Consider the following 23,842-nt stretch of genomic DNA (forward strand, 5'->3'; position numbering starts at 1 on the left):
CGAGAGGAATCCCTCCCGTGTCTGCCCCCCGTACCACGCTGCGCCGCAGCATCGCCGCTGCCGCCGCCCTGCCACTGCTCGCCGTGGCGCTCACCGCCTGCGGCTACGGCTCCGACTCGAAGGACGACGACGCCAAGAAGGCGAACGTCTCCGCGGGCGGCAAGAAGCTCTCCGCGGACACCGTGAAGATCGGTTACTTCCCGAACCTCACGCACGCCACCGCCCTGGTCGGTATCCAGGAAGGCATCATCGCCAAGGAGCTCGGCGCCACCGAGGTCAAGCCCTCGACGTTCAACGCGGGCCCGTCCGAGATAGAGGCGCTCAACGCCGGTTCGATCGACATCGGCTTCATCGGCCCCTCGCCCTCCATCAACGGCTTCACGAAGTCCAAGGGCAAGAGCCTGCGCATCATCGGCGGTTCGGCCTCCGGCGGGGTGAAGCTGGTCGTCAACCCGAAGAAGATCAAGACCCTGGACGACCTCAAGGGCAAGAAGATCGCCACCCCGCAGCTCGGCAACACCCAGGACGTGGCCTTCCTCAACTGGGTCTCCGAGAAGGGCTGGAAGGTCGACGCCCAGAGCGGCAAGGGCGACGTCTCCGTGGTCCGTACGGACAACAAGGTGACCCCGGACGCCTACAAGTCCGGCTCCATCGACGGCGCCTGGGCGCCTGAGCCGACCGCCTCCAAGCTGGTCGCGCAGGGCGCCAAGGTGCTCCTGGACGAGTCGACGCTGTGGCCGGACAACAAGTTCGTCATCACGAACATCATCGTGTCGCAGAAGTTCCTCGACCAGCACCCGGACGTCGTCGAGGCGGTGCTGCGCGGTTCGGTCAACACCAACAAGTGGATCAACGCCAACCCGGACGAGGCGAAGGCCTCCGCCAACGCCGCGCTCAAGACGCTGTCCGGCAAGGAACTGCCGGCGGACGTCATCGACCCGGCGTGGAAGTCCATCCAGTTCACCGACGACCCGCTGGCCGCCACGCTCGACGCCGAGGCCAAGCACGCGGTGAAGGCCGGTCTGCTGGACGACCCGGATCTGGCGGGCATCTACGACCTGAAGCCGCTGAACAAGATCCTCAAGGCCGCGGGCAAGCCCGAGGTCGCCGACGCCGGTCTCGGCGTCAAGTAAGCACCCGACCCCGTTCCAGGATCTCCCAGGAGGTGACGACCATGGCCACGACCACGCTCACCAAGGCCGAGGACCGTACGGCGGTCGGGCACGCGGCCCGTATCGACCACGTCTCGAAGTCCTTCGGCGGTCCGGAGGGACAGCAGCTCGTCCTGGACGACATCACACTCGATGTCGCTCCCGGCGAGTTCGTCACCCTCCTGGGAGCCTCCGGGTGCGGCAAGTCGACGCTGCTCAATCTGGTGGCCGGGCTCGACCGCCCGTCCGCGGGGTCCATCGAGACCCCCGGCGGGCGGCCGGCCCTGATGTTCCAGGAGCACGCCCTCTTCCCGTGGCTGACCGCGGGCAAGAACATCGAACTGGCGCTGCGGCTGCGCGGCGTACCGAAGCAGGAGCGCCGCCCCGAGGCGGAGCGGCTGCTCGAACTCGTCCGGCTGGGCGGGGCGTACGGCAAGCGGGTGCACGAACTCTCGGGCGGTATGCGCCAGCGGGTGGCGATGGCCCGCGCGCTCGCCCAGGACAGCCAACTGCTCCTGATGGACGAGCCGTTCGCCGCGCTCGACGCCATCACCCGGGATGTGCTGCACGACGAGCTGACCCGGATCTGGCGCGAGACGAACGTCTCGGTCCTCTTCGTCACGCACAACGTGCGGGAGGCCGTCCGGCTCGCCGAGCGGGTCGTCCTGCTCTCCTCGCGGCCGGGCAGGATCGCCCGGGAGTGGACGGTCGACATCGAGCAGCCGCGCCGCATCGAGGACACCGCCGTGGCGGAGCTCTCCGTCGAGATCACCGAACAACTGCGTGGGGAGATCCGCCGACATGGCCAGCACTGAGACCACCGCCGAGGACAGCGCCGCCGAGAACGGTGCTCCCGGGGACGCCGCCCGGGACCTGGCCGGCCTCGAAGCGGGGCTCGACGCTCTCGACGCGGTGCGGGTGACCCGGACCCCGGTGCGCCAGGTGCTGGTGCAGAAGGTGCTGCCCCCGGTGGTGGCCGTCGCACTGGTGCTCATCATCTGGCAGATCCTGATCTGGGCGAAGGTCACCGACGACTACAAGCTGCCGTCGCCGGCCCACGTCTGGGACGAGGTGTCCAACGCCTGGGCCCAGGGCACCCTGCTCGGCTACATCTGGACCAGCGTCTCGCGCGGTCTGCTCGGCTTCCTCCTCGCGCTCGTCATCGGCACCCCGCTGGGGCTGCTGGTCTCGCGGGTCAAGGTGGTGCGCGCGGCGATCGGCCCGGTGCTCTCGGGTCTCCAGTCGCTGCCGTCGGTGGCGTGGGTGCCGCCCGCGGTCATCTGGCTGGGGCTGGACGACAGGATGATGTACGCGGTGATCCTGCTGGGCGCCGTCCCGTCGATCGCCAACGGGCTCGTCGCCGGTGTCGACCAGATCCCGCCGCTGCATCTGCGGGCCGGCCAGACGCTGGGCGCCACCGGGCTGCGCGGCACCTGGCACATCGTGCTCCCGGCTTCCCTGCCCGGCTATCTGGCGGGGCTGAAGCAGGGCTGGGCGTTCTCCTGGCGCTCGCTGATGGCCGCCGAGATCATCGCCTCCTCGCCCGATCTGGGCGTGGGACTGGGACAGTTGCTGGAGCAGGGCCGTGAGACCAGCAGCATGTCGATGGTCTTCCTCGCCATCTTCCTGATCCTGATCGTCGGCATCGCCATCGATCTGCTCATCTTCAGTCCGCTGGAGCGGTGGGTGCTTCGCAGCCGCGGTCTCCTGGTCAAGAGCTGAGAGGGCCCCGCATGACGTCCCCGGTCCTCCTCGTCATCGCCCACGGCAGCCGCGATCCCCGGCACGCCGCAACTGTGCACGCGCTCACCGCGCGGGTACGGGCGCTGCGGCCGGGGCTGCGGGTGGAGACCGGGTTCCTGGACTTCAGCGCGCCGTCGGTGCCGCGGGTCCTGGAGCGGCTGGCGGCGGAGGGAACGGGCGAGGTGGTGGCGCTGCCGCTGCTGCTCACCCGGGCCTTCCACGCCAAGTCCGACATCCCGGCGGTACTGCGGGAGGCCCGCGCCGGGCTCCCGCGGCTGCGGGTGCGGCAGGCCGAGGTGCTCGGCCCGTCGCCGCTGCTGAACGCCGCCCTGGAACGGCGGCTGCACGAGGCCGGGGTCCGCCCCGGCGACAGAGGCTCGACCGGGCTCGTCCTGGCCTCGGCGGGCTCCACCGACCCGGAGGCGATCGCAGTGATCGCTGAAATCGCGCGGGAGCTGCGGCACACCGGTTGGTGTTCCGTGCGGCCTGCGTTCGCCTCCGCATCTCTCCCCCGGACCGGGGACGCGGTACGGGCCCTGCGCGCCGAGGGGGTGCGCCGGGTGGCGGTCGCCCCGTACGTGATCGCGCCCGGCCGCCTCCCGGACCGCATCGCGGCGGGGGCGGCCGAGGCCGGCGCCGAAGTGCTGGCCGGGGTGCTGGGCCCGTCGCCGGAGCTGGCGCGGCTGCTGCTGGACCGGTACGACGAGTCCCTGGTACCGGCCGCCGCCCGGCCGGCGTCGATCGGCGCGTAGCCCCCGCTCAGCCGACGTCGAGGCCGCCCGTGCGGGTGCGCTTGAGCTCGAAGAAGTCCTCGTGGCCGGCGAGCACCCGGAAGCTGTCGAACAGCAGCGCCGCCTTCTCCCCGCGCGGCACCGCCCGCAGCACCGGGCCGAACCAGACGCTCCCGTCGACATGGATGGTGGGCGTACCCACGTATCCGTCCGCCTCCGGGTCCTTGCCCGCGTCATGGCTGCGCCGCAGTGCCGCGTCGTACGTGTCCGTGTGCGCGGCGGCCGCCAGCCCGGCGGGCAGGCCCAGCTCGTCGAGGGACTGGGCGATCACCTCGTCGAAGTCCTCGTTCTTCCGCTGGTGGATCCGGGTGCCGAACGCCGTGTACAGGTCGCGCAGGACGCCTTCACCGTGCTGCTCGGCCGCCGCCGCGGCGACGCGCACCGGACCGATCGACTTGTCGACCAGGGTGCGGTACCAGTCGGGGAGTTCGTTGCCGGTGTTGTGCAGGTACAGGCTCATCACGTGGAAGCGGAGCTCGATGTCGCGCTGCTGCTCCACCTCCAGCATCCAGCGCGAGGTGATCCAGGCGAACGGGCAGGCGGGGTCGAACCAGAAGTCGACGGCGGGCCTGCCCGGCTCCGGGCTGCGGTGAGTGGTCATGACATGAGCGTAGCCAGCCGGTGGCGCACCCCCGCGGGCCATTCAGCGGCCGTCCGGCTGGGCCACTTTCAGGCGGCGGTCCACCGCGGATCGCGCCCGCTCAGGGCGAGGGCCCGCTCGAATCCGGAGGCCCCGTTCTCGAGGGTGATCTCGGCGGCGAAGCCTTCGTACTGCCGGTAGAGCGCGGCGGTCTTCTCCACGACCTCCAGGACGTAGCCGGCCGCCCCGTCGGAGAGCCGGAACTCCTGGCCGGTGGCCCGTGCCACGTCCCAGCCGTGCAGCGCCGTCTCCATGACGAGCATCTCGGCGGTGTCCGAGGCCGGTGAGGCCGAGTCGCCCTGGCCGATGGCGCCCTCCCAGACGGCCGGGTCCGACCAGGCGGCGACGGCACGGTCCAGTTGCGCCGCGTAGCGCGCGGCCCAGTCGGCGTCCGCCGTGAAGTCGCGGACGGTGAGCTCCTCGGGGATCTCCGTGCGCAGGGCGCGGTGCTCCATGCCGTGCGAGGTGTAGAGCACCCAGTGGTTGACGAGCCCGCGGACGTCCCAGCCTTCGCAGGGGGTGGCGGAGTCGTCGAGTTGTGCGGCGCGGACGCCGCGGGCCACTCGGGCCGCCTCTGCGGCGCATTCGGCCATATGTGCGTGCTCGGTCTTCATACGGAACAGGGTAGGACCGGTGCCCGCCCCGGGTATTGAAGAAAAGCGACAGCGGCGGTCGGACGGCCGCGTCGACCAGTGCGGTCAGCTCGGCGACGGACATCGAGCCGGGCTCCCGGCGCTCGCCGCCACCGCAAGGTCACACCCCGGGACAGAAGTTGTATCCGCCATCCAGACTACTGTTTCCCCCATGTCTTCCGTGCTGCGATCCCCCGACGACTCCTTCCTCCTCGGCGGCGAGCTGCCCGTGCGCCGTCTCGGCTACGGCACCGCCCAGCTGACCGGCCCCGGGTACTGGGGTCCCCCCGGCGACCGGCAGGAGTCGCTGGCCGTGCTCAGGGCGGCCGTCGACCAGGGCGTGACCCTGATCGACACCGCCGAGAACTACGGCCCCGGGGTGGCCGAGGAGCTGGTCGCGGAGGCGCTGCACCCGTACCGCGACGATCTGGTGATCGCGACCAAGGGCGGTGTCGTGCGCACCAGTGACAGCACCTGGCACATCGCGGGGCGGCCCGAGGAGCTGCGGGCGAGCTGCGAGGCCAGCCTGCGCCGGCTGCGGACCGACCGGATCGACCTCTACCAGCTGCACCGGCTGGATCCGCAGGTGCCGATGGCCGAGCAGCTGGGCGCTCTGGACGCGCTGCGGCAGGAGGGTAAGATCCGGTACATCGGTCTGGACAGCCTCACCGCCGACCAGCTGGAGCAGGCGCTCTCCCTGACCGGGATCGTCTCGGTGCAGAACCGGTTCAATCTCCTCGACCGTTCGTCGGACGCGGTACTGAAGGTGTGCGAGGCCCACGGCCTGGCCTTCCTGCCCTGGTTCCCGCTGGCGAACGGCGCGCTGACCGGCGCGGGCGCAGCGGCACTCACCGGAGTCGCGGAACGCCACGGTGCCACCCGCGGGCAGATCGCCCTCGCCTGGCTGCTGCACCACTCCCCCGTCCTCTGCCCGACTCCGGGTACCGGTTCGCCCGTCCATCTCGCGGAGAACCTCGCGGCCCGGGACATCCGGCTGTCGGCCGACGACATGAGCCTCCTGGAGGCGCTCGCATCCGCATGAAGGAGTACCGCACGTGACCACCACCGCCGCTGTCGCCCCGTCCTCTCCCACGGCCCCGGTTCCGGTGATCAGGGCCGACGGCGTCACGCTCGTCCGGGACGGCAAGGTCCTGCTCGACTCGGTGTCGCTGACCGTGCGCGGCGGGGAGCACTGGGCGCTGCTCGGCGCGAACGGTGCGGGCAAGAGCACGCTGCTGGGGCTGCTCGGCGCGATCAGGCATCCCACCCGGGGCGCGGTGGAGGTGCTGGGCCGCACCATCGGACGGGTCGATCTGCGGGAACTGCGGACGCTGCTGGGGCATGTCGATCCGCGCCATCCGCTGCGTTCCCCGCTGTCGGTGAACGAGGTGGTGCTGACGGGGCTGACGAACTCGGTCGAGCCGGTGCCTCGCTGGTCGGCGAGCCCGGAGCAGCGGGAGCGGGCGGCGCGGCTGCTGAACATGCTGGGCATGGGCGGCAAGGAGGGGGCGCGCTGGCCCGCGCTGTCGCAGGGCGAGCGGGGCCGTACGCTCATCGCCCGCGCGCTGATGCCGCGGCCCCGGCTGCTGCTGCTGGACGAGCCGGCCACCGGTCTTGACTTGGCCGCCCGGGAGCAGTTGCTCGACAGTCTGGACGCGCTGCGCGAGGAGCACCCGGAGCTGGCGACGGTGCTGGTCACCCACCATCTGGAGGAGCTGCCCGCCTCCACCACCCATGCGATGCTGCTGCGCGGCGGACGGTGTGTGGCCTCGGGGCCGGCGGACGAGGTGCTGACCACGGATCAGGTCAGCGACTGCTTCGGTCATCCGGTGCGGATCTCCCGCACCGAGGGCCGGTGGACGGCGCGGGCCCAGCGGGCCGGCCGCCGCTGATCCCGCCGTCACTGATCCGCCCGCCGCTGATCCTGGCCGCTCAGTCCTCGGCCGTCGGTCCGGTGACGAAGGGGGTGGCCTGGTGGTAGTAGAGCAGCCACCCCGTCGCGGTGAGCCGCCACAGTGAACTGCGGTGGGCGCGCTTGCCCTTGGCCTCGGTGTCGAAGGTGACGTGGACGAGCTCTTCGGCGAGCTGGATCCCGCGCATCCGTGAGGCGGTGAGCTGTCCGGGGCCCGCGGCGGTGCCCGTGATCAGCGAGGTGATGACCATGTCGCGGTCCCAGTGGCGGCCGGTGGTGTCGACCTCGTGGAAGTCGGGGTGCAGGACCTGGACGAGGAGTTCGGTGGAGGCCCGGACCAGCGGGTCGAGGAGGCGGAGTTCGCCCTCGACCGCCGCGGCCACGCCGGGGGACGGCTCGCTCACGCGTCGCCTCCGGTCATCTCCACGAGCTTGGTGACGGTGTTCCAGTTGCGCGAGGTGGCGACGAGGCCCTTGTTGAGGGAGGGCCGGGAGAGCGCGGCGGCCAGCTTGGAGCCGCCCAGTCCGCCGGGGGCGTGGAGGTAGAGGGCGCGCTCGCCGAGCCGGAACTCCTCGGGGCGGAAGGCCGCGGCGTCCAGCGGGGCGAACCGGGCCGCGTCGACCGGCTGGTCGAAGAAGGTGATGTGGAGCTCCTTGGGCAGGAGCTCGGCGGCCGGGAACGGGCAGGCGCCGGCCACGGCGGCGAGGTAGGCCGCGTCCCTGACCAGGCACTCCACCCCGAAGCCGAACTGCTCCTCGATGGCCCGCTCCAGTTCCACCGCGAGCGTGTCCTCGTCGCCCGAGTCGCTGCTGAAGACCGCGTTGCCGCTCTGCAGATAGGTACGGACGTCGCCGTGGCCCAGTCCGGTGAGCAGGGTGCGGAGTTCGGCCATCGGGACCTTGCGGTGGCCGCCCACGTTGATCCCGCGCAGCAGCGCCGCATACATCGTCATGGGCACACCATAGGACGATCGGCCCGAGCCGTGCGGCCGCCGCGCCCCGTGGGGGAGAGCGCGGCGGCCGCCGGTCAGGGGGTGGTGCTGTTACTCAACGACCTTCAGCAGCTTGTTCGCCGTGCCTGCGGTGGCGTTGCTGATGGCGTCCGGGGTGGCTCCGTCGGTCAGTGCCGTGGAGACCTCCGCCGGGGTGGCGTCCGGGTGTCCCGCCAGGTAGAGGGCGGCGGCACCGACGACGTGGGGGGTCGCCATGGACGTGCCGGAGATGGTGTCGGAGCCGGTGTCGCTGTCGTTCCACGCCGAGGTGATGTCCGAGCCCGGGGCTTAGATGTCCACGAGCGAGCCGTAGTTGGAGAACGACGACTGCTCGTCGTCCACCGTGGACGAGGCGACCGTGATGGCCTCCGGGACGCGCGCCGGGGAGCTCTCGCTCGCGTCGCCCGACTCGTTGCCGGCGGCCACCGCGTAGGTGACTCCGGAGGCGATGGACTTCTGGACCGCCGCGTCGAGTGCCTCGTCCGCGCCGCCGCCGAGGCTCATGTTGGCGACGGAGGGGCCCGTGTGGTTCGCGGTGACCCAGTCGATGCCGGCGACGACCTGCTCGGTGGTGCCCGAGCCGGAGTCGTCGAGGACCCGGACGGCCACGATCTTGGCCTTCTTGGCGACGCCGTACGTCGCACCGGCGATGGTGCCGGCCACGTGGGTTCCGTGTCCGTAGCCGTCGTCGGCGTCGTTGTCGTCGTCCACGGCGTCGTAGCCGTAGCCGGCCCGGCCCTCGAACTCCTCGTGGGTGATGCGGACACCGGTGTCGATGACGTACGCGGTCACGCCCTCACCCGCGCTGTCCGGGTAGGTGTACGCGTTGTCGCCGGCGGTCTCGGTCTGGTCGATGCGGTCCAGGCCCCAGGACGGCGGGTTGTTCTGGGTGGCGTCGACGTGGAACTTCTTGTTCTGGACGACCTTGGAGACGGCCGGGTCGGCGGCGAGCTGCTTGGCCTCGGTCCGCGAAAGGCCGCTGGCGGAGAAGCCGTTGATGGCGGAGGTGTAGTTGCGCTTGAGCTTGCCGCCGTACTCCTTGGCGAGCTTCGCCTTGTCCGCCTTGTGGTCGAGCATCACTATGTAGCTGCCGGACACGGCGGTTGCCGCGTCGGCACCGTAGATCTTGCCCATCGCGGGGGCGGGTGCCGCTCCGGCCAACGGGCTGCCCAGCAGGGTGATTCCGGCTGCGGCGGCGACCGCGGTGATCGCTGCGGTGAGCTTGATCCGGTGAGTGCGCTTGTGAATCGCCATGAAGAGGGGTCTCCTCGTCATTCTTTGTGGGGGGATTGGCCCTCGGCCGGAAGATCTCCGGGGGCTGACTCGAAACCCTCACCCATTGACGCGCTCAGATCAAGACCTACATGGGCCTGTGACTTACTCAACAAGGTTTCGTAATAAGGAACCGGCCGGCCGTCGCAAGTCGGGTGCACGACCCCCCAATACCCTTTACATCTGAGGGGCGTACACCCTCCGTCCCGGGGGAACGGCCGGCTCCGCGCGGGTTCAGCGCTGGTAGCGGGCCAGCACCCGGTTCCCGTCCTCGACCAGACGCCTCCTCAGCTCGGCCGCGTCGATCGCACCGCTGTAGTACTCCTGGAACGCGGGGGTGGCGACCTTGTCCTTCCACTCGGGGTAGCCGCGCACGGACTGGGCGGGCGCGGAGCGCAGTGCGCCCGCGAGAGCGGCGCCGGTCGCCCAGCCCCGGTCCGCGGTGTGCAGCGAGGGGTCCGCCAGGGCCGCCCTGCCGGTCGGCAGCATCCAGTCCCCCTTGGCGAGGCGCACCATGTTCGCCGGCCGCAGAAGGAAGCCGATGAACGCCGCGGCCTCCTTCTTGTGCGGGCTGTCCTCGGCGACGGACAGGGTCTGCGGGCTCACGCCCTGGGCCGGTCCCGCGCTGCCGGCCGGGGCGGGCAGCACCGTCCATTCGAAGCCCTTCGGGGCCTGCTCGACCACCTGCTGGCGGTAGGAGAACCCGAGCGGCACCATGGCGTACTTGCCGCCGAAGAGACCGGGGAGCGCGTCGCCGCCGCCCATGCCGAGCGCCGTGCGGGCGGCGCTGTGGTCGGTGTTGACCTGGTCGTGGATGGTCCCGGGGACGACGAGGTCACCCGCGTCCATGGCGAGCGTGACCTTTCCGTCGGCGCCGCGGTGGAACAGCTCGCCACCGGCCGAGAGGCCGAGGTTGAGGGTGAGGGAGACCGGTTCCTTGAGCGGCCAGGCCACCCCGTAACGGCCCTTGCCCGTCAGCTTCTTGGCGACCCGGCGGAACTCCGTCCAGCTCCAGGGGTGCGCCGGGGTCGGGATGCGGACGCCCGAGGCCTTGAGGAGCCTGGTGTTGGCGATCAGGACGCGCGGCTCCTGGAGGAAGGGCACCCCGTAGACGCCGCCGTCGAAGGTGCTGGTCCGCCAGCTCCGCTGCGGGATGTCGGCGGTGAGCCGGTCCGGCAGCAGGGTGCGCAGATCGGCGAGGTAGCCGCCGTAGGCGAAGTCCGCGAGGTCGTCGGACGCGTCATGGATGACGTCCGGTGCCTCGTCCCCCTCGAACGAGGTGAGGAGCTGGTCATGGACGCTGTCCCAGCTGCCCTGGACGTACTGGACCCGGACGTCGGGATGGCTCGCGTTCCACTCCTTCACCAGTTGCTTGTTGGCGTCGACGGACTCCTTCTGCCAGGCGAGCGACTGGAAGCGGATCGTGATCCGCCCGTCCGCCCGGCCGTCGCCGCCCCCGCCGCAACCGGTCAGGAGCAGGGCCAGTGCGGTGGCCGCCGCGGCCGCGGTCCGTACCCGTGCGCGCATCAGCTCTTCACCGCCCCGGCCAGCACGCCGCCCGTGATCCGCCGCTGGATGACCGCGAAGAGGACGAGCGAGGGAAGGGTGGCGAGGAACGCGGCGGCGGCGAGCGGCCCCAGGTCGCTCGCACCCTCCGCGCCGAGGAAGTGGGTCAGTACGACCGGCAAGGTCTGCTTCTCCGGTGTCTTGAGCAGGACGAGCGCGAAGAAGAACTCGTTCCACGCGGTGATGAAGGCGAAGAGCGCGGTGGCGACGATCCCGGGGGCCAGCAGCGGCGCGGTGACCGAGACGAGCGTCCGCAGCCGGCTCGCGCCGTCGACCGCCGCCGCCTCCTCCAGCTCGGGCGGTACCGCCCGTACGTACCCGACCAGCATCCACAGCGCGAACGGCAGCGACCAGACGACGTACACCATGATCAGCCCCCACAGCGTGTTGATCAGATGCAGATACTTGAGGACCAGGAAGAGCGGAATGATCAGCAGGACGAACGGGAACGCCTGGCTGACCACGACCCAGCCGGTGGCAGCCGTGGAGAGCCGCGAGCGGTGGCGGGCCATCACGTACGCCATCGGGGTGGCGATGACGACGGCGATGGCCCCGGCCGAGAGCGCGGCGATCAGCGAGTTGGCGGCGGCCCGGAGCAGCGGCTGTTCGTCGAAGGCGGCCCGGAAGTTGTCGAGCGTCGGGTGCTCGGGGATCCAGGTGGGGTGCAGGGAGCCCAGTTCGGGTGCCGGCTTGAACGCGGTGGAGATCAGCCACACGAACGGGAACGCCAGGAAGACCAGGTAGCACAGGAGCGCGGTGTACTGTCCGGCGCGCGCGGCTCCGCGGGTACGCGGACTCATCGGTCCTCACCTCCGCCGAGCCGTCCCACGAGGTACACGGCGAGGAGCACGGAGATCACCGCGACCATCACACAGCCCATCGCCGCGGCGTAGCCGAACTGCCCGTACCGAAAGGCCTCTTCGTACGCGAAGAGCATCGGCAGCCTCGTCCGGCCGCCCGGACCCCCGTTGGTCAGCACGTAGACCAGGGCGAAGGAGTTGAAGTTCCAGATGAAGTTGAGGGCGGTGATGGAGAGGGCGACGGGTCTGAGCGCGGGCCAGGTGACGGTACGGAAGCGGCGCCAGGCGCCCGCGCCGTCCAGGGCGGCCGCCTCGTGGAGCTCGTGCGGGGTGTTCTGCAGGCCGGCCAGCAGGGCGACCGTGGTCTGCGGCATCCCGGCCCAGACCCCGACCACGATCACCGCGGGCAGCGCGGTGGCGAGGCCGGTCAGCCAGTCCCGGCCGTCACCGAGCCCCAGGTCGCGGATCGTCTCGTTGAGGATTCCGGCGTCCGGGTTGTAGACGAGCCGCCACATGATGCCCACGACCACCTCCGGCATCGCCCACGGGATGATCGCCAGCGCCCGCGCCAGCCACCGCATCCGCAGGTTCTGGTCGAGCAGCAGCGCCAGGCCGAGGGCCAGCACGAACTGCGGGACGGTGACGCCGACCGCCCACACCAGGCCGATCCGGAACGAGTCCCAGAACAGTCCGTCGTGGAACAGGTCCTGGAAGTTCAGCGTGCCGACCCACTGGGTGGACCGGGTACGGCCCGACTGGGCGTCGGTGAAGGCCAGCGCGACGCCGTAGAGCAGCGGGCCGACGCTGAGGACCAGGATCGGGATGAGGGCCGGCAGCACCAGGAACCAGGTACCGGCGTTCCGGTTGATCCGGGCGGGCCCCTTGCCTGGCGGACCGCCCGGCGGACCGTGCCGCCCGGACTGCACGGTTGCACTCGCCAATGTCACGGATACGACCCCCTTGCGTCATTCGACCGGCTTGATACCGTTCTGGCCGCTCAGGTGGCCTCCGTCATCGTGCTGAGGGCGGGCTTGTTCGTCAAGACAACCTGCACAGATGCGAAAATCGGATCCATGAACGAGATGCGAGCGCGCGAAGTACTGACCGCTGCCGGGCACCCCGGCGACGCGGAGCTGCTCGCGCTGGGCGAGAACGCGGTGTTCGCCGTGGGCGACCTGGTGGTCAAGATCGGCCGGGATGCCGTACGGAGTCCGGAGCTGCGGCTCCGGGCCGAGCGAGAGGTGGCCGTCGCCCAGTGGCTCGCCGCGTCCGGCGTCCCCGCGGTCCGGGCCGCCGAGCCCTCGGCCCGGCTGGTAGAGGGCCACCCGGTGACCCTGTGGCACCGGCTGCCCGACGCGGTGCGGCCCGCCGTGCCGCGGGATCTGGCGCCGCTGCTCACCGCGGTGCACGCGCTGCCGGCCCCGGAGGGTCTCGTCCTGCCCCGCCGGGAGCTGCTGGGCGGCGTCGAACGCTGGCTGGGCCTGGCGGGCGACGCGATCGACCCGGCCGACGCCGCGTATCTGCGCGAGCGCCGCGACGGCTTCGCGACGGCCGCCGCCGGGCTGGTGCCGCATCTGGCCCCGGGCCCGATCCACGGCGACGCGCTCCCCCGCAATGTCCATGTCGGTCCGGACGGGCCGGTCCTGGTGGACCTGGAGACCTTCTCCACGGATCTGCGCGAGCACGACCTGGTGGTGCTGGCGCTGTCCCGGGACCGGTACGCGCTGGCGGCCGACGCCTACGACGCGTTCACCTCGGCGTACGGCTGGGACGTCCGGGAGTGGGACGGCTGCGCGGTGCTGCGCGGTGCGCGGGAGACCGCGAGCTGCGCGTGGGTCGCCCAGCACGCACCGGCCAACCCGAAGGCGCTCGCGGAGTTCCGCAGGCGCGTGGCGTCGCTGCGCGACGGCGACACGGGGGTGCGCTGGTACCCGTTCTGAGCCCGCGGAGCTGTCCTCGGTCGCCGGACGGGCTCCAAGGGCTCAAGCCCGTCCGGCGGTCGAGGACACGGCACGGCCGAAGGCCGGGCAGCGCCCCTCAGCCCGAGACCGGCACCGGCTCGCGGACCGGCCACCGGCCGTCGATGACCGCGTCCGCCTCGCCCTTGCGGCGCAGGAACTTCTGGAAGTCGGCGGCCCACTCCGCGTACCAGGTGATCTGGCGCTCGTGGAGCTCCGCCGCCGACAGCGCGGCCACCGAGCCGTGCCGCGCGGCTATCGCGTAGGCCACCCGCACCGCGGCCAGCGCGTCCGCTCCCGCGTCGTGCGCGCCGCCGTGGACCACGCCGTACTCGACGCAGACCGCCTCCAGGTTGCGCTTGCCCTTGCGGTAACGGTCCACCGCCCGGTCGATCGTGTACGGGTCGAGGACCGGACCGATCCCCGCGCCGCCGAGGCGCTCGCTCAGCGACGGCAGCCCGTGGCGGTGCAACTCCGCCGTCAGCAGCGTCAGGTCGAAGGCGGCGTTGTACGCGACGACCGGCACGCCCTGTCGCCAGTAGCCCGTCAGGGTGTCGGCGATCTCGTCGGCCACCTCGCGGGCCGGCCGGCCCTCGGCCGCCGCCCGCTCGCTGCTGATGCCGTGGATCGCCGAGGCCTGTGCGGGGATCCGGATCCCCGGATCGGCCAGCCAGGTGTGCGGGTCCGCCGGTTCGCCGTCACTGCCGTCGACGGCGACGACCGCGGCCGTCACGATCCGGGCCTCCAGCGGTTCCGTACCCGTCGTCTCCAGGTCGAAGCCGACCAGCGCATGCCGGTGCCAGCTCATCCCGTACCTCCTTCGTGGTGCTTCCCCCAGGTGACGACCACCCTCGCACGGGCCACTGACAGCACCCTCCGGGGGACGGTCCCTCAGGAGACCGGACGGGAGTCCGTCCACACGGACTCGAACTCCTCGCGGTACGTCTCGAACAGTCCGTGCTCGCTGTCCTGCCCGGCCCGGACCACCGCCCGCCCGCCGCCGCGGAGCACCAGCACGGGCGCCTCCATGCCGCGGGCCCTGCGCAGGTAGGTCTGGACGACCCCCACCGCGTCGGACCCGTCCCCGTCCACCAGGTAGGCGGTGAAGCGCGGGGTCTCGTCGAAGACGTGGATCTCGAAGGCGCCCGGGTCGCGGAGCTTGGAGCGGACCCGGCGCATGTGGAGGATGTTCATCTCCACCGTCCGGCTCAGCTCGCCCTTCTTGAGGCCCAGCTCCCGCTCCCGGCGCTTGACCGCGCTGCTGGCCGGGTTGATGAAGAGCAGCCGGACCCGGCAGCCCGACTCGGCGAGCCGGATCAGCCGGCGGCCGGAGAAGTTCTGCACCAGCAGATTGAGCCCTATGCCGATCGCGTCCAGCCGGCGCGCTCCCCCGAAGAGGTCCTCCGCGGGCAGCTGGCGCTGGAGCCGCACCCGGTCGGAGTGGACGGAGACCACGTCCGCGTACCGGTCGCCCACCAGCTCCTCGACGGCGTCGACCGGGAGCCGGTCGGCGGACGGGACCGCGGCGCCGCTGCCGAGGATCTCCAGCAGCCGCGCGGAGGCGCGCTCCGCCTGGGCGAGCACCGCCTCGTTGAGCGCGCGGTTGCGGGAGACGACGTTGCGGGCGACCTCCAGCTCGTCGAGGGCCAGCTCCACATCGCGGCGGTCGTCGAAGTAGGGCTCGAAACAGGGCCAGTGCTGGACCATCAGCTCACGCAGCTGGGGCAGCGTGAGGAAGCTCAGGACGTTGTCGTCGGCCGGGTCGAGCAGATAGCCCTTGCGGCGTGAGACCTCGCGCACGGCGACGGCGCGCTGCACCCACTCCTGCCCGGCGGGACCCGCCGCGGCCACCACCCAGTCCTCGCCGTGGACCGGTTCGTAGATGGGCCGGAGCACCGCGGCGACCACGGCGCGCAGCCGCTGCTCCACGAGATTCAGCCAGATGTAGGCGCGCCCCGCCCGCTGGGCACGTGTGCGCACCTCACTCCAGGCGTCCGCTCCCCAGTCCAGCTCCGCACCGATCTCCATGGGCCGGGCGAGCGAGACCGCCCCGGGCCGCACAACGGTGGCGTCCCCCTCGTGACCAGCGTCACCTGGGGGCAGCTCGAAACCTCCCGAGCTCACCCGCACACCGCCTTCCACTCCCCCACCAACGATCAAGGAAGGGTACTCCGGGAGCGGGAGCCGGTGCAGCCGGATGCACAGGCTCCTTTCTCAACTCCCCAGCGGGACAAGCTCGTTCCCTGGGACAAGATCTGCCGTAGTGAGCGGATTCATAGTGATTAAACACCCCACCGCAAGCCGCATACCGGGCAGCAGGCCGCATGCGTCCACCGGATTCCGGTTCCGGGCGACATGGAGGGGCCCGATGTTGACCGGACCGGGCGACGTCTTAGGTAAGGGGCGCTCTTTCGGGGAAGATCTGCCCCAGGGAGCCCGCATTCCCCAGGCAACCGCATCAGAGTGGAAGAGTCGAATCTATGCAGGTCTGGCCGGGACAGGCGTACCCCCTCGGTGCCACGTACGACGGCGCCGGGACCAACTTCGCGGTCTTCTCGGAGGCCGCCCACCGAATCGAGTTGTGCCTGCTGCACGACGACGGCTCAGAGACGGCGGTGGAGCTGCGGGAGACCGACGCCTTCGTCCGCCACGCCTATCTGCCCGGGGTGATGCCCGGTCAGCGGTACGGATTCAGGGTCCACGGGCCGTACGAGCCGCAGCGCGGCGCCCGCTGCAACTCCGCCAAGCTGCTCCTCGACCCGTACGCACGGGCGGTCGCCGGACGGATCCAGTGGGGCGAGGCGGTGTACGGCTACCCCTTCGGGCGGCCGGACGCGCGCAACGACCTCGACTCGGCGCCGCACACCATGACGTCCGTCGTGGTCAATCCGTACTTCGACTGGGGCGACGACCGGCGGCCCCGTACGGACTACCACCGCACGGTGATCTACGAGGCCCATGTGAAGGGCCTGACGATGCTTCACCCGGGGCTGCCGAAGGAGCTGCGCGGCACCTACGCGGGACTGGCCCATCCGGAGGTCATCGCGCATCTGACGGAGCTCGGGGTCACGGCGATCGAACTGATGCCGGTGCACCAGTTCGTCCAGGACCACCGGCTGGCGGACGCGGGGCTCGCCAACTACTGGGGCTACAACACCATCGGTTTCTTCGCCCCGCACAACGCCTACGCCTCCTGGGGCGACCGGGGCGAGCAGGTCCTGGAGTTCAAGCAGGCCGTGCGGGCGCTGCACCAGGCGGGCATCGAGGTGATCCTCGACGTGGTCTACAACCACACGGCGGAGGGCAATCACCTGGGGCCGACGCTCTCCTTCCGGGGCCTGGACAACGCCTCGTACTACCGGCTCGCCGAGGACCAGCGCTACTACATGGACACCACGGGGACCGGGAACTCCCTGCTGATGCGCTCCCCGCACGTGCTCCAGCTGATCATGGACTCGCTGCGGTACTGGGTGACCGAGATGCACGTGGACGGGTTCCGCTTCGATCTGGCGGCCACTCTGGCTCGTCAGTTCCACGAGGTGGACCGGCTGTCGTCGTTCTTCGACCTGGTGCAGCAGGACCCGGTGGTCAGCCAGGTGAAGCTGATCGCGGAGCCGTGGGACGTGGGCGAGGGCGGCTACCAGGTGGGGAACTTCCCGCCGCTGTGGACCGAGTGGAACGGGAAGTACCGGGACACGGTCCGGGACCTGTGGCGCGGCGAGCCCCGGACCCTGGCCGAGTTCGCCGGGCGGCTGACCGGCTCGTCCGACCTGTACCAGGACGACGGCCGGCGGCCGCTCGCCTCGATCAACTTCGCCACCTGCCACGACGGATTCACCCTGCACGACCTGGTCTCGTACAACGACAAGCACAACGACGCCAACGGCGAGGGCAACCGGGACGGCGAGAGCCACAACCGGTCCTGGAACTGCGGCGTGGAGGGCGACACGGACCGGCCCGAGGTGCTGGAGCTGCGCGAGCGGCAGATGCGCAACTTCATCGCCACCCTCATGCTGTCGCAGGGTGTGCCGATGCTCAGTCACGGCGACGAGTTCGGCCGCACCCAGCTGGGCAACAACAACGGGTACTGCCAGGACAGCGAGCTGTCCTGGGTGCACTGGCCCGACCCGGCCGAGGCGGCGGCCGACGACGGCGAGGAGACGGAGCCGCAGGGCGGCGACGGGCTCGGCAGCAGCCTGCTGGAGTTCACCCGGGCCATGGTGTGGCTGCGCCGGGACCATCCGGTCTTCCGGCGCCGCCGGTTCTTCCACGGGCGGCCGGTGGAGGGCACGCACGACGAGCTCTCGGACATCGCCTGGTTCACTCCGGAGGGCGAGGAGATGACCCAGCGGGACTGGCAGGCCGCGCACGCCAAGGCCCTGACGGTCTTTCTGAACGGGCACGCCATCTCGGAGCCGGGGCCGCGCGGCGAGCGGATCTCCGACGACTCCTTCCTGCTGATGTTCAACGCGAGCGCCGAGACGCTGGAGTTCGCCGTCCCGGTGAACCACGGGCGGCAGTGGCATGTGGTCGTCGACACGGCGCGCCCGGCCGGCGTGCTGACCGGCGCGGGGCCCAGAGTCGCGGCGGGCGATCGGGTGACCCTGGTGGGGCGGAGCATGGCGGTGCTCCAGCGGCCCGCGTAGCGGGAGCGCCGGGTACGGGGCCGCCGGTCGGGCCCTTGTGCGCGACGGGGTGACACAGAGCGCCCGGATCTGGGTACGAACGTCCCCATGACGCCTTCCGCCACGTACCGGCTCCAGCTCCAGCCGGACTTCCCGTTCTCGGCCGCCGAGGACGCCGTGCCGTACCTCGCCACGCTCGGCGTCTCCCATCTGCATCTGTCCCCGGTCCTGGAGGCCGTGCCCGGGTCCCGGCACGGCTACGACGTCGTCGACCACGGCCGGGTGCGCGCCGAGCTGGGCGGTGAGGAAGGGCTGCGGCGGCTCGCCCGCACCGCCCGGGAGCACGGGCTCGGGCTGGTCCTGGACATCGTGCCCAACCACATGGCGGCGGACCCCCGGCACAATCACGCGCTGCGGGAGGTCCTGCGCGAGGGGCCGGGCTCCCCGTACGCCCGCTGGTTCGACATCGACTGGGCCGCGGGCGACGGGCGGATCCTGCTGCCCGTGCTCGGCGGCCGGCTCGGCGAGGAGCTCGGCGCGCTCCGGGTCGACGGGGAGGTGCTGCGCTACGGCGAGCAGGAGTTCCCGCTCCGGGCCGGCACCGCCGGTCTCGACCTGCCCGAGCTGCTGGACGCCCAGCACTACCGGCTCGGCTGGTGGCGGCTGGCCCGGACCGAGCTGAACTACCGGCGGTTCTTCACGATCTCGGAGCTGATCGGGGTGCGGGTGGAGGACCCGGAGGTCTTCGCCGCCACCCACGCCAAGATCCTCGAACTGGTCCGGGACGGGACCGTCGAGGGGCTGCGGATCGACCACCCGGACGGACTCGCCGACCCGGCCGCCTATCTGGAACGGCTCTCCGGGGCGAGCGGCGGTGTGTGGACCGTGGTGGAGAAGATCCTCACCGGCCCCGAGCCGCTGCCGGCCGGCTGGGCGGTGGCCGGGACGACCGGGTACGACGCGCTGCACCGGATCGACGGTCTCTTCGTCGATCCGGTGGGCGCCGCGGAACTGCTCGGCCACTACCGGGAGTCCGCCTCTCCGGCGGGCGACCGGGGAGGCTACTGGAACGCGACCGTGCGCCGGGCCGCCTACCGCGTCGTCACCCATGAGCTGGCCGCCGAGACCGCCCTGCTGACCCGGCTGGCGTCGCGCGTCTGCGCCGAGGACCCCGCGCTGCGCGACCACGCCCCGTGGGCGCTGCACACCGCGGTGCGTGAACTGCTGGTCCGGGTGCCGGTCTACCGGCCGTACGTGACGGCCGGCGGGCCCTGCACGGAGTCGGCCTTGGCGGCGCTCGACGCGACGGCGGTGAGCGACGCCAAGGCGGTGTTCGCCGTGCGGGAGGAGGCGTCGGCCGTCGACGTGGTGCGGGAGCTGGCGCTGGGGCGGCTCGGTCCGGGGGGCGACCGGGCGGCGTTCTGCGACCGGTTCGCGCAGACGGCGTCCGCGCTGCGGGCCAAGTCGGTCGAGGACACCGCGTACTACCGGTACGTGCCGCTGGTCTCGGCCAACGAGGTGGGCGGTGATCCGGGGCAGCCGGCGGTGGCTCCGGAGGACTTCCACGCCTTCTGCACCCGGCTCGCGCGGGACTGGCCCGCCACCGGCACGGCGCTGACCACGCACGACACCAAGCGCAGCGCCGACGTCCGGGCCACCGTCGCGGTGCTCTCGGAGTGTCCGGGGCCGTGGGCGCGGCTGGTGGCGGAACTGGCCCGGACGGCCCCGGCGGCCGCCCCCGATCCGCAGCTGGCCTGGCAGGCGTGGCAGACCGCGTTCGGCTGTGTGGGGTTCCCGGCCGGGGAGCAGGCGGCGCGGCTGGAGCCCGCGCTGCTGAAGGCGGTGCGCGAGTCGGGTCTCTTCACCAGCTGGACCGAACCCGATCCGGGGTACGAGCGGGCGATGTCCGACTTCGTCGCCGCCGGTCCGGCCGCGGGGACCGGTCCGGTGCGGGCGCTGCTGGACCGGTTCGCGGACGCGCTCGCCCCGCAGGTGCGGGCCAATGTGCTCGGCGCTGCGCTGGTGCAGCTGACGATGCCGGGGGTGCCGGATCTCTACCAGGGCACCGAGCGCGCGTATCTGGCCCTGGTCGATCCGGACAACCGGCGGCCGTTTCGGCGCCCTTCCCCTGACCTGCCTTCCGGTGCGCTCTCGGAGGAGAAGGAGGCGCTCACGGTGGCGGCGCTGCGGCTCCGGCGCGAGCGGCCCGGGGTGTTCGGCGAGTCGGGGACGTACGCCCCGCTGGCGGCCTCGGGGCCGGCGGCCGGGCACTGCCTGGCGTTCTGCCGCTCGGGCGAGGTCGTCACCGCGGTGACCCGGCTGTCGCTCCGGCTGGCGGAGTCGGGCGGCTGGCGCGGGACGGAGCTGACGCTGCCGGACGACGGGGTGTGGCGGGATCTGCTGACGCCGGGCCGGGAGTTCTCCGGCGGCACGGCCGCGGTGTCCGAGCTGTTCGCCGGACGGCCGGTGGCGCTGCTCAGCCGGGCCGTACCAGAAGGGACCGCGGGCCCCGGGTGAGCAGGCCGGTGGCGGCCGGCCTGAATCCGTCGGCCCAGCGGAGCCGGGGCATGGCGTCCAGCAGGGCGCGCAGGCCCTGTTCGGCCTCCAGCCGCCCGAGCACCACGGCCGGGCAGCCCGCGGGGCCGGTGGTGGTGGTACGGCCCTGGTCGCGGCGGAAGGGGTCGAACAGGTCCGGTGCGGCGAACCGTTCCGGATCGCGTCCGGCCGCGCCGATCAGGCAGGCGACGGGGGTCCGTGCCGGGAGGGTGCCGCCACTGAGGGTGACCTCGGTGAGGGTGCGCCGCAGCACGACCTGGACGGGCGGGTCGCGGCGCATCGACTCCGTCCAGGCCCGCCCGGCGAGGGCCGGTTCGACGCGCAGGGCGGCCAGCAGGTCGGGGTCGTCCAGCAGGTTGGCCAGCAGCGAGGCGAGCGCGGTCTCGCGCAGCCCGGTGTGCCGGGTGCAGGGCCCTTCGTCGGCGGTGGCGCCGCCGGCGGTGCGCGGCGGGGCCCGGAAGGGCCCGGCACCGGCGGGCAGCCAGTGGCAGAACTCCTCGACGAGATCGGCCTGTCGGCGCCCGGCGATGCGCCGGGCCAGCACGTACGCGGTCCGCTCGACACGTTCGGCCAGGTGCCGGGGCGCGGTGCCGGTCACCACCGTGTACCGGTCGCGGGGCAGGCAACGGGCACTGCCGTGGCAGAGGCCGAGCGGCGCGGGGCCGCCCCGCGGTGCCCCGTCGTGCGGGAAGCCGGTGAACCCCGGGCCGGTGAGCGCGGCGACCACGTCGTCGTACCGGCTGATCAGCCAGGCCCCCAGCGGGGCGTCGTAGCTGAGCGGGTACTCCTCGCGCAGCACCCGGTAGAGCCGGTACGGGTCGCGGGCGGCGCCGGGGGCGAGGAGGCTCGGTCCGGCGGGGCGGGCCGACCGGCGGTTCCGCGACGGCCTGGCGGCGCGGTGGTCGGGCGAGGGCGTCGGGGCGGGTATGTCTCCGGGGGCGTCGGCCTGCATCCGTACCCCCGGGTGGTCGGTGCGCCGGTGTGCGGCGCGGTCCCCCTCAGGGGATCACCTCAACGGACCCGCCGCAGTCGGCGCGCGGCCGTCCGGGTGACGGGGCGCTCACCGCCCGGCCGGTCACGGGCCGCTCCTCGGGCCCGGCGGCCAGGAAGCCTCAGCAGTTCGGTGAACGCGGCGGCGGCGCCGGTCAGCCCGACGTGGGAGAACACCGCGAGCGGGCAGGGCGGCATGGTGAAGGTGGTCGCGGAGCGGGGCGGCCGGGTCCTGGGCGTCCATCTCGTCGGGCCGCACGTCTCGGAGATGATCGCCGAGAGTCAGCTGATCGTCGGCTGGGACGCGGAGCCGTCCGACGTCGCCCGCCACGTGCACCCCTACCCGACGCTCTCGGAGGCGGTCGGCGAGGCCTTCCTCACCCTGGCGGGCGGCGGACTGCACCAGCAGGCGTGAGAGCGGGCCGGGCGAGCCGTTCGTGGACGCGCTACGCGGGCGGCGTGAGCGCGGGCGCGGAGAGCCGGAACATCATCGTGCCGAAGCTCACCTGGTCCCCCTCCCGCACCGAGACCGTGCCCGTGACGCGCTGCCCGTTGACACAGGTGCCGTTGGTCGAGCCCAGGTCGCGCAGCAGCCACCGGCCGCCGTGCACGGTGAGTTCGGCGTGCGTCCGGGACACGGTCTCGTGGCTGAGGCGCAGCCCGTTGCCCGGATCCCGGCCGATGAGCAGGGGGTACGGGCTCGGCGCCGGCAGCAGCAGCTTGGGCAGCCGCTCGGCCCACCAGGCCCTGCGCACCCGCCCGGGGAAGCCGGAGACCCCGCCGACGGCCCGGATCAGCTGCCGCGACCAGCGGCCACCGCCGCCGTCCAGGTCGGCGGTGAGCGCGGCCAGCTCCTCGGAACGGTTCGCGGTCAGGGCCAGTTCCATGCGCCGGATGAAGGTGTCGTGGGAGAGCTTTCCCTGCGCCGCGCCTTCTCTGAGCACGCCGAGAACACGGTCGCGCTGGGCGTCGGACAGCCGCGCGGGATACGTGTGGAACTCGAAGGAGGACGTCACAGGGCCAATTGTCGGGCCGACCGCCCCAAGGTGTCCAGAACGGCCGCTCCTTCCTCGCTCCCGGCCTGTGCGGGACGGCCCGCCCGGGGCCCCCGCGCACCCCTCTCACCCCTCTCACCCGGATATCCAGGGGCGCCCGGAGCGAGACGTTGCTACCGTCTGCCGCCGTGCGGCCCCGACGACCGCCGGGGCGCTCCCGCGTAGTCCTGGAGACTTTGTGCCTGCTGCACCAACCGAACTGACCGTCCGTCCGCTCACCGGCCCGCAGGAGCTCGGTCTCTTCCGCCGGCTGTCGTACGTCCTGGACCACGAACTGGCGGACGACCTCGGGTCCGGCCGCCGCCGCCCGGAGTGGATGTGGGTGGCCCTGCGGGGCGAGCGGGTGGTGGCGCGGATCGCGTGGTGGAGCCCGGACGGCAAGGCGCCGCTCCTTCTCGACTTCTTCGACCTCGACGACACCCTGCCCGAGCCCGAGCGCGGTGAGGCGGGCCTGCGGCTGCTGGAGACGGCGACCGCGGCGGTCGTGCCCGCGGGCGGCCCGCGTCCCGAGTACGGGCGGTACGTGCCGCCGGACTGGCGTGAGGACCCGGTGGTCCGTGACGCCGTCGAGGCCCGGATCCGGGTCATGGAGCGCACCGGGGCCCGGATGCTGGTCGAGCGGCTGCGCCTGGAGTGGCGCGCGGGCACCCCGGTGCCCGCCGGCAGCGGCCGGCTGCGCTTCCGCCCGGTGGCCGGGCGCGAGGACCTCCTCGCGCTGATGGCGCCCGTGATGGAGGGCACCCTCGACGCCCACGGCCAACAGGACCTGGCCTCCGGGTTGTCGGCGCGCCGGGCCGCGGAGAAGCATTACGACGAGGAGCTGGCCGGCTACACCACCCCGCGGGAGTGGTGGCGCATCGCGGAACTCCCCGGCGGTGAACCGGTCGGCTTCGTGATCCCGGCCCGCAACACCTACAACCCGATCATCGCGTACATCGGTGTGCTGCCCGCGCACCGCGGCCACGGCTACATCGACGACCTCCTCACGGAGGGGACCCGGGTGCTCGCCGGGCAGGACGGGGTGGAGCGGATCCGGGCCGCGACGGACCTCGGCAACGTGCCGATGGCGAAGTCCTTCGAGCGTCTGGGGTACGTCAACTTCGAGCGCGCCTTCGACATGGTGTGGGACTGACGGAGCCGCCGCCGCGGCAGGCGGTCCG

Annotated in this window: 21 protein-coding genes and 2 pseudogenes; 11 read left to right on the forward strand and 12 right to left on the reverse strand. The window is 72.2% G+C overall.

Annotated elements, in window-relative coordinates; all coding sequences use genetic code 11:
* The first annotated feature begins 17 nt into the window (after window positions 1–17).
* Genes ACIQM0_RS16795 through ACIQM0_RS16810 form a run of 4 tightly spaced genes read left to right on the forward strand, consistent with a single transcriptional unit; the run spans window position 18 to window position 3,646 of the window.
* Entirely contained in the window at window positions 18–1,133 is a 1,116-nt protein-coding gene (locus ACIQM0_RS16795) for an aliphatic sulfonate ABC transporter substrate-binding protein (RefSeq protein WP_363020984.1), read from the forward strand.
* Window positions 1,134–1,174: 41 nt separating this feature from the next.
* The gene (locus tag ACIQM0_RS16800) at window positions 1,175–1,966 is read left to right on the forward strand and encodes an ABC transporter ATP-binding protein (protein ID WP_385026262.1); all 792 of its coding nucleotides are present in this window, start codon (window positions 1,175–1,177) and stop codon (window positions 1,964–1,966) included.
* On the forward strand, window positions 1,953–2,873 hold the full coding sequence (locus ACIQM0_RS16805; RefSeq protein WP_401286912.1) for an ABC transporter permease: 921 nt from the start codon (window positions 1,953–1,955) through the stop codon (window positions 2,871–2,873). The genes ACIQM0_RS16800 and ACIQM0_RS16805 overlap by 14 nt, the downstream gene beginning before the upstream one ends.
* A gap of 11 nt (window positions 2,874–2,884) precedes the next feature.
* Window positions 2,885–3,646 carry a sirohydrochlorin chelatase gene (locus ACIQM0_RS16810; RefSeq protein WP_401286914.1) on the forward strand — a complete coding sequence of 254 codons (762 nt, stop codon included), beginning with the start codon at window positions 2,885–2,887 and terminating at the stop codon, window positions 3,644–3,646.
* A 7-nt stretch (window positions 3,647–3,653) separates the two neighbouring features.
* Here ACIQM0_RS16810 and ACIQM0_RS16815 read toward each other — a convergent pair whose 3' ends face one another.
* Window positions 3,654–4,286: a DsbA family protein gene (locus ACIQM0_RS16815; protein WP_401286917.1), complete on the reverse strand. Its 633-nt coding sequence runs from the start codon at window positions 4,284–4,286 to the stop codon at window positions 3,654–3,656.
* Between the two features lie 68 nt (window positions 4,287–4,354).
* The gene (locus ACIQM0_RS16820) at window positions 4,355–4,939 is read right to left on the reverse strand and encodes a TIGR03086 family metal-binding protein (protein ID WP_401286919.1); all 585 of its coding nucleotides are present in this window, start codon (window positions 4,937–4,939) and stop codon (window positions 4,355–4,357) included.
* A 190-nt stretch (window positions 4,940–5,129) separates the two neighbouring features.
* Here ACIQM0_RS16820 and ACIQM0_RS16825 point away from each other — a divergent pair, with 190 nt between their 5' ends.
* Both ACIQM0_RS16825 and ACIQM0_RS16830 read left to right on the forward strand, forming a co-directional pair.
* Complete coding sequence (locus ACIQM0_RS16825; protein WP_401286921.1) at window positions 5,130–5,999, forward strand: aldo/keto reductase; 870 nt, start codon at window positions 5,130–5,132, stop codon at window positions 5,997–5,999.
* 13 nt (window positions 6,000–6,012) lie between these two features.
* Entirely contained in the window at window positions 6,013–6,849 is an 837-nt protein-coding gene (locus ACIQM0_RS16830; protein WP_401286924.1) for an ABC transporter ATP-binding protein, read from the forward strand.
* A 40-nt stretch (window positions 6,850–6,889) separates the two neighbouring features.
* Here ACIQM0_RS16830 and ACIQM0_RS16835 read toward each other — a convergent pair whose 3' ends face one another.
* From ACIQM0_RS16835 to ACIQM0_RS16860, 6 genes and pseudogenes are all read right to left on the reverse strand, one after another.
* Entirely contained in the window at window positions 6,890–7,273 is a 384-nt protein-coding gene (locus ACIQM0_RS16835) for a DUF4440 domain-containing protein (RefSeq protein ID WP_401286926.1), read from the reverse strand.
* Entirely contained in the window at window positions 7,270–7,821 is a 552-nt protein-coding gene (locus tag ACIQM0_RS16840) for a DUF1697 domain-containing protein (RefSeq protein WP_401286929.1), read from the reverse strand. Before ACIQM0_RS16840 ends, ACIQM0_RS16835 begins: the two co-directional genes overlap by 4 nt.
* A 90-nt stretch (window positions 7,822–7,911) precedes the next feature.
* Window positions 7,912–9,114 (reverse strand): annotated as a pseudogene (locus ACIQM0_RS16845) (S8 family serine peptidase).
* 252 nt (window positions 9,115–9,366) lie between these two features.
* A complete protein-coding gene (locus ACIQM0_RS16850; protein WP_401286931.1) occupies window positions 9,367–10,659 on the reverse strand; it encodes an ABC transporter substrate-binding protein in 1,293 nt (430 codons plus the stop codon).
* Window positions 10,659–11,498, reverse strand: a complete 840-nt coding sequence (locus ACIQM0_RS16855; RefSeq protein ID WP_401286934.1) for a carbohydrate ABC transporter permease — start codon at window positions 11,496–11,498, stop codon at window positions 10,659–10,661. The genes ACIQM0_RS16850 and ACIQM0_RS16855 overlap by 1 nt, the downstream gene beginning before the upstream one ends.
* Window positions 11,495–12,439, reverse strand: coding sequence for a carbohydrate ABC transporter permease (locus tag ACIQM0_RS16860; RefSeq protein ID WP_401287216.1), 945 nt, complete (start codon window positions 12,437–12,439; stop codon window positions 11,495–11,497). Before ACIQM0_RS16860 ends, ACIQM0_RS16855 begins: the two co-directional genes overlap by 4 nt.
* Window positions 12,440–12,571: 132 nt before the next feature.
* Here ACIQM0_RS16860 and ACIQM0_RS16865 point away from each other — a divergent pair, with 132 nt between their 5' ends.
* Window positions 12,572–13,438: a phosphotransferase enzyme family protein gene (locus tag ACIQM0_RS16865; RefSeq protein ID WP_401286937.1), complete on the forward strand. Its 867-nt coding sequence runs from the start codon at window positions 12,572–12,574 to the stop codon at window positions 13,436–13,438.
* A 97-nt stretch (window positions 13,439–13,535) separates the two neighbouring features.
* On the opposite strand, the gene ACIQM0_RS16870 is transcribed toward ACIQM0_RS16865, so the two are convergent.
* A complete protein-coding gene (locus ACIQM0_RS16870) occupies window positions 13,536–14,264 on the reverse strand; it encodes a 3'-5' exonuclease (RefSeq protein ID WP_401286939.1) in 729 nt (242 codons plus the stop codon).
* Window positions 14,265–14,347: 83 nt separating this feature from the next.
* Window positions 14,348–15,580, reverse strand: coding sequence for an SAV2148 family HEPN domain-containing protein (locus tag ACIQM0_RS16875; RefSeq protein ID WP_401286942.1), 1,233 nt, complete (start codon window positions 15,578–15,580; stop codon window positions 14,348–14,350).
* A 356-nt stretch (window positions 15,581–15,936) separates the two neighbouring features.
* Here ACIQM0_RS16875 and glgX point away from each other — a divergent pair, with 356 nt between their 5' ends.
* Both glgX and treY read left to right on the forward strand, forming a co-directional pair.
* On the forward strand, window positions 15,937–18,102 hold the full coding sequence (gene glgX, locus ACIQM0_RS16880) for a glycogen debranching protein GlgX (RefSeq protein WP_401286945.1): 2,166 nt from the start codon (window positions 15,937–15,939) through the stop codon (window positions 18,100–18,102).
* Window positions 18,103–18,189: 87 nt separating this feature from the next.
* Window positions 18,190–20,598: a malto-oligosyltrehalose synthase gene (gene treY / locus ACIQM0_RS16885; RefSeq protein WP_401286948.1), complete on the forward strand. Its 2,409-nt coding sequence runs from the start codon at window positions 18,190–18,192 to the stop codon at window positions 20,596–20,598.
* On the opposite strand, the gene ACIQM0_RS16890 is transcribed toward treY, so the two are convergent.
* Complete coding sequence (locus ACIQM0_RS16890; protein WP_401286950.1) at window positions 20,558–21,589, reverse strand: cytochrome P450; 1,032 nt, start codon at window positions 21,587–21,589, stop codon at window positions 20,558–20,560. The two genes, treY and ACIQM0_RS16890, sit on opposite strands and share 41 nt — an antisense overlap.
* Window positions 21,590–21,808: 219 nt before the next feature.
* Between ACIQM0_RS16890 and ACIQM0_RS16895 the strand changes: the two are divergent.
* Window positions 21,809–22,042 (forward strand): annotated as a pseudogene (locus ACIQM0_RS16895) (dihydrolipoyl dehydrogenase); the annotation flags it as partial.
* A 31-nt stretch (window positions 22,043–22,073) separates the two neighbouring features.
* Here ACIQM0_RS16895 and ACIQM0_RS16900 read toward each other — a convergent pair.
* Entirely contained in the window at window positions 22,074–22,643 is a 570-nt protein-coding gene (locus ACIQM0_RS16900) for an FHA domain-containing protein (protein WP_401286953.1), read from the reverse strand.
* A gap of 217 nt (window positions 22,644–22,860) precedes the next feature.
* Between ACIQM0_RS16900 and ACIQM0_RS16905 the strand changes: the two genes are divergently transcribed.
* Entirely contained in the window at window positions 22,861–23,814 is a 954-nt protein-coding gene (locus ACIQM0_RS16905; RefSeq protein ID WP_401286956.1) for a GNAT family N-acetyltransferase, read from the forward strand.
* Window positions 23,815–23,842: the final 28 nt, after the last annotated feature.

Origin of the sequence: Streptomyces sp. NPDC091387 (genome assembly GCF_044756945.1) — a bacterium.
Taxonomy (GTDB): domain Bacteria; phylum Actinomycetota; class Actinomycetes; order Streptomycetales; family Streptomycetaceae; genus Streptomyces.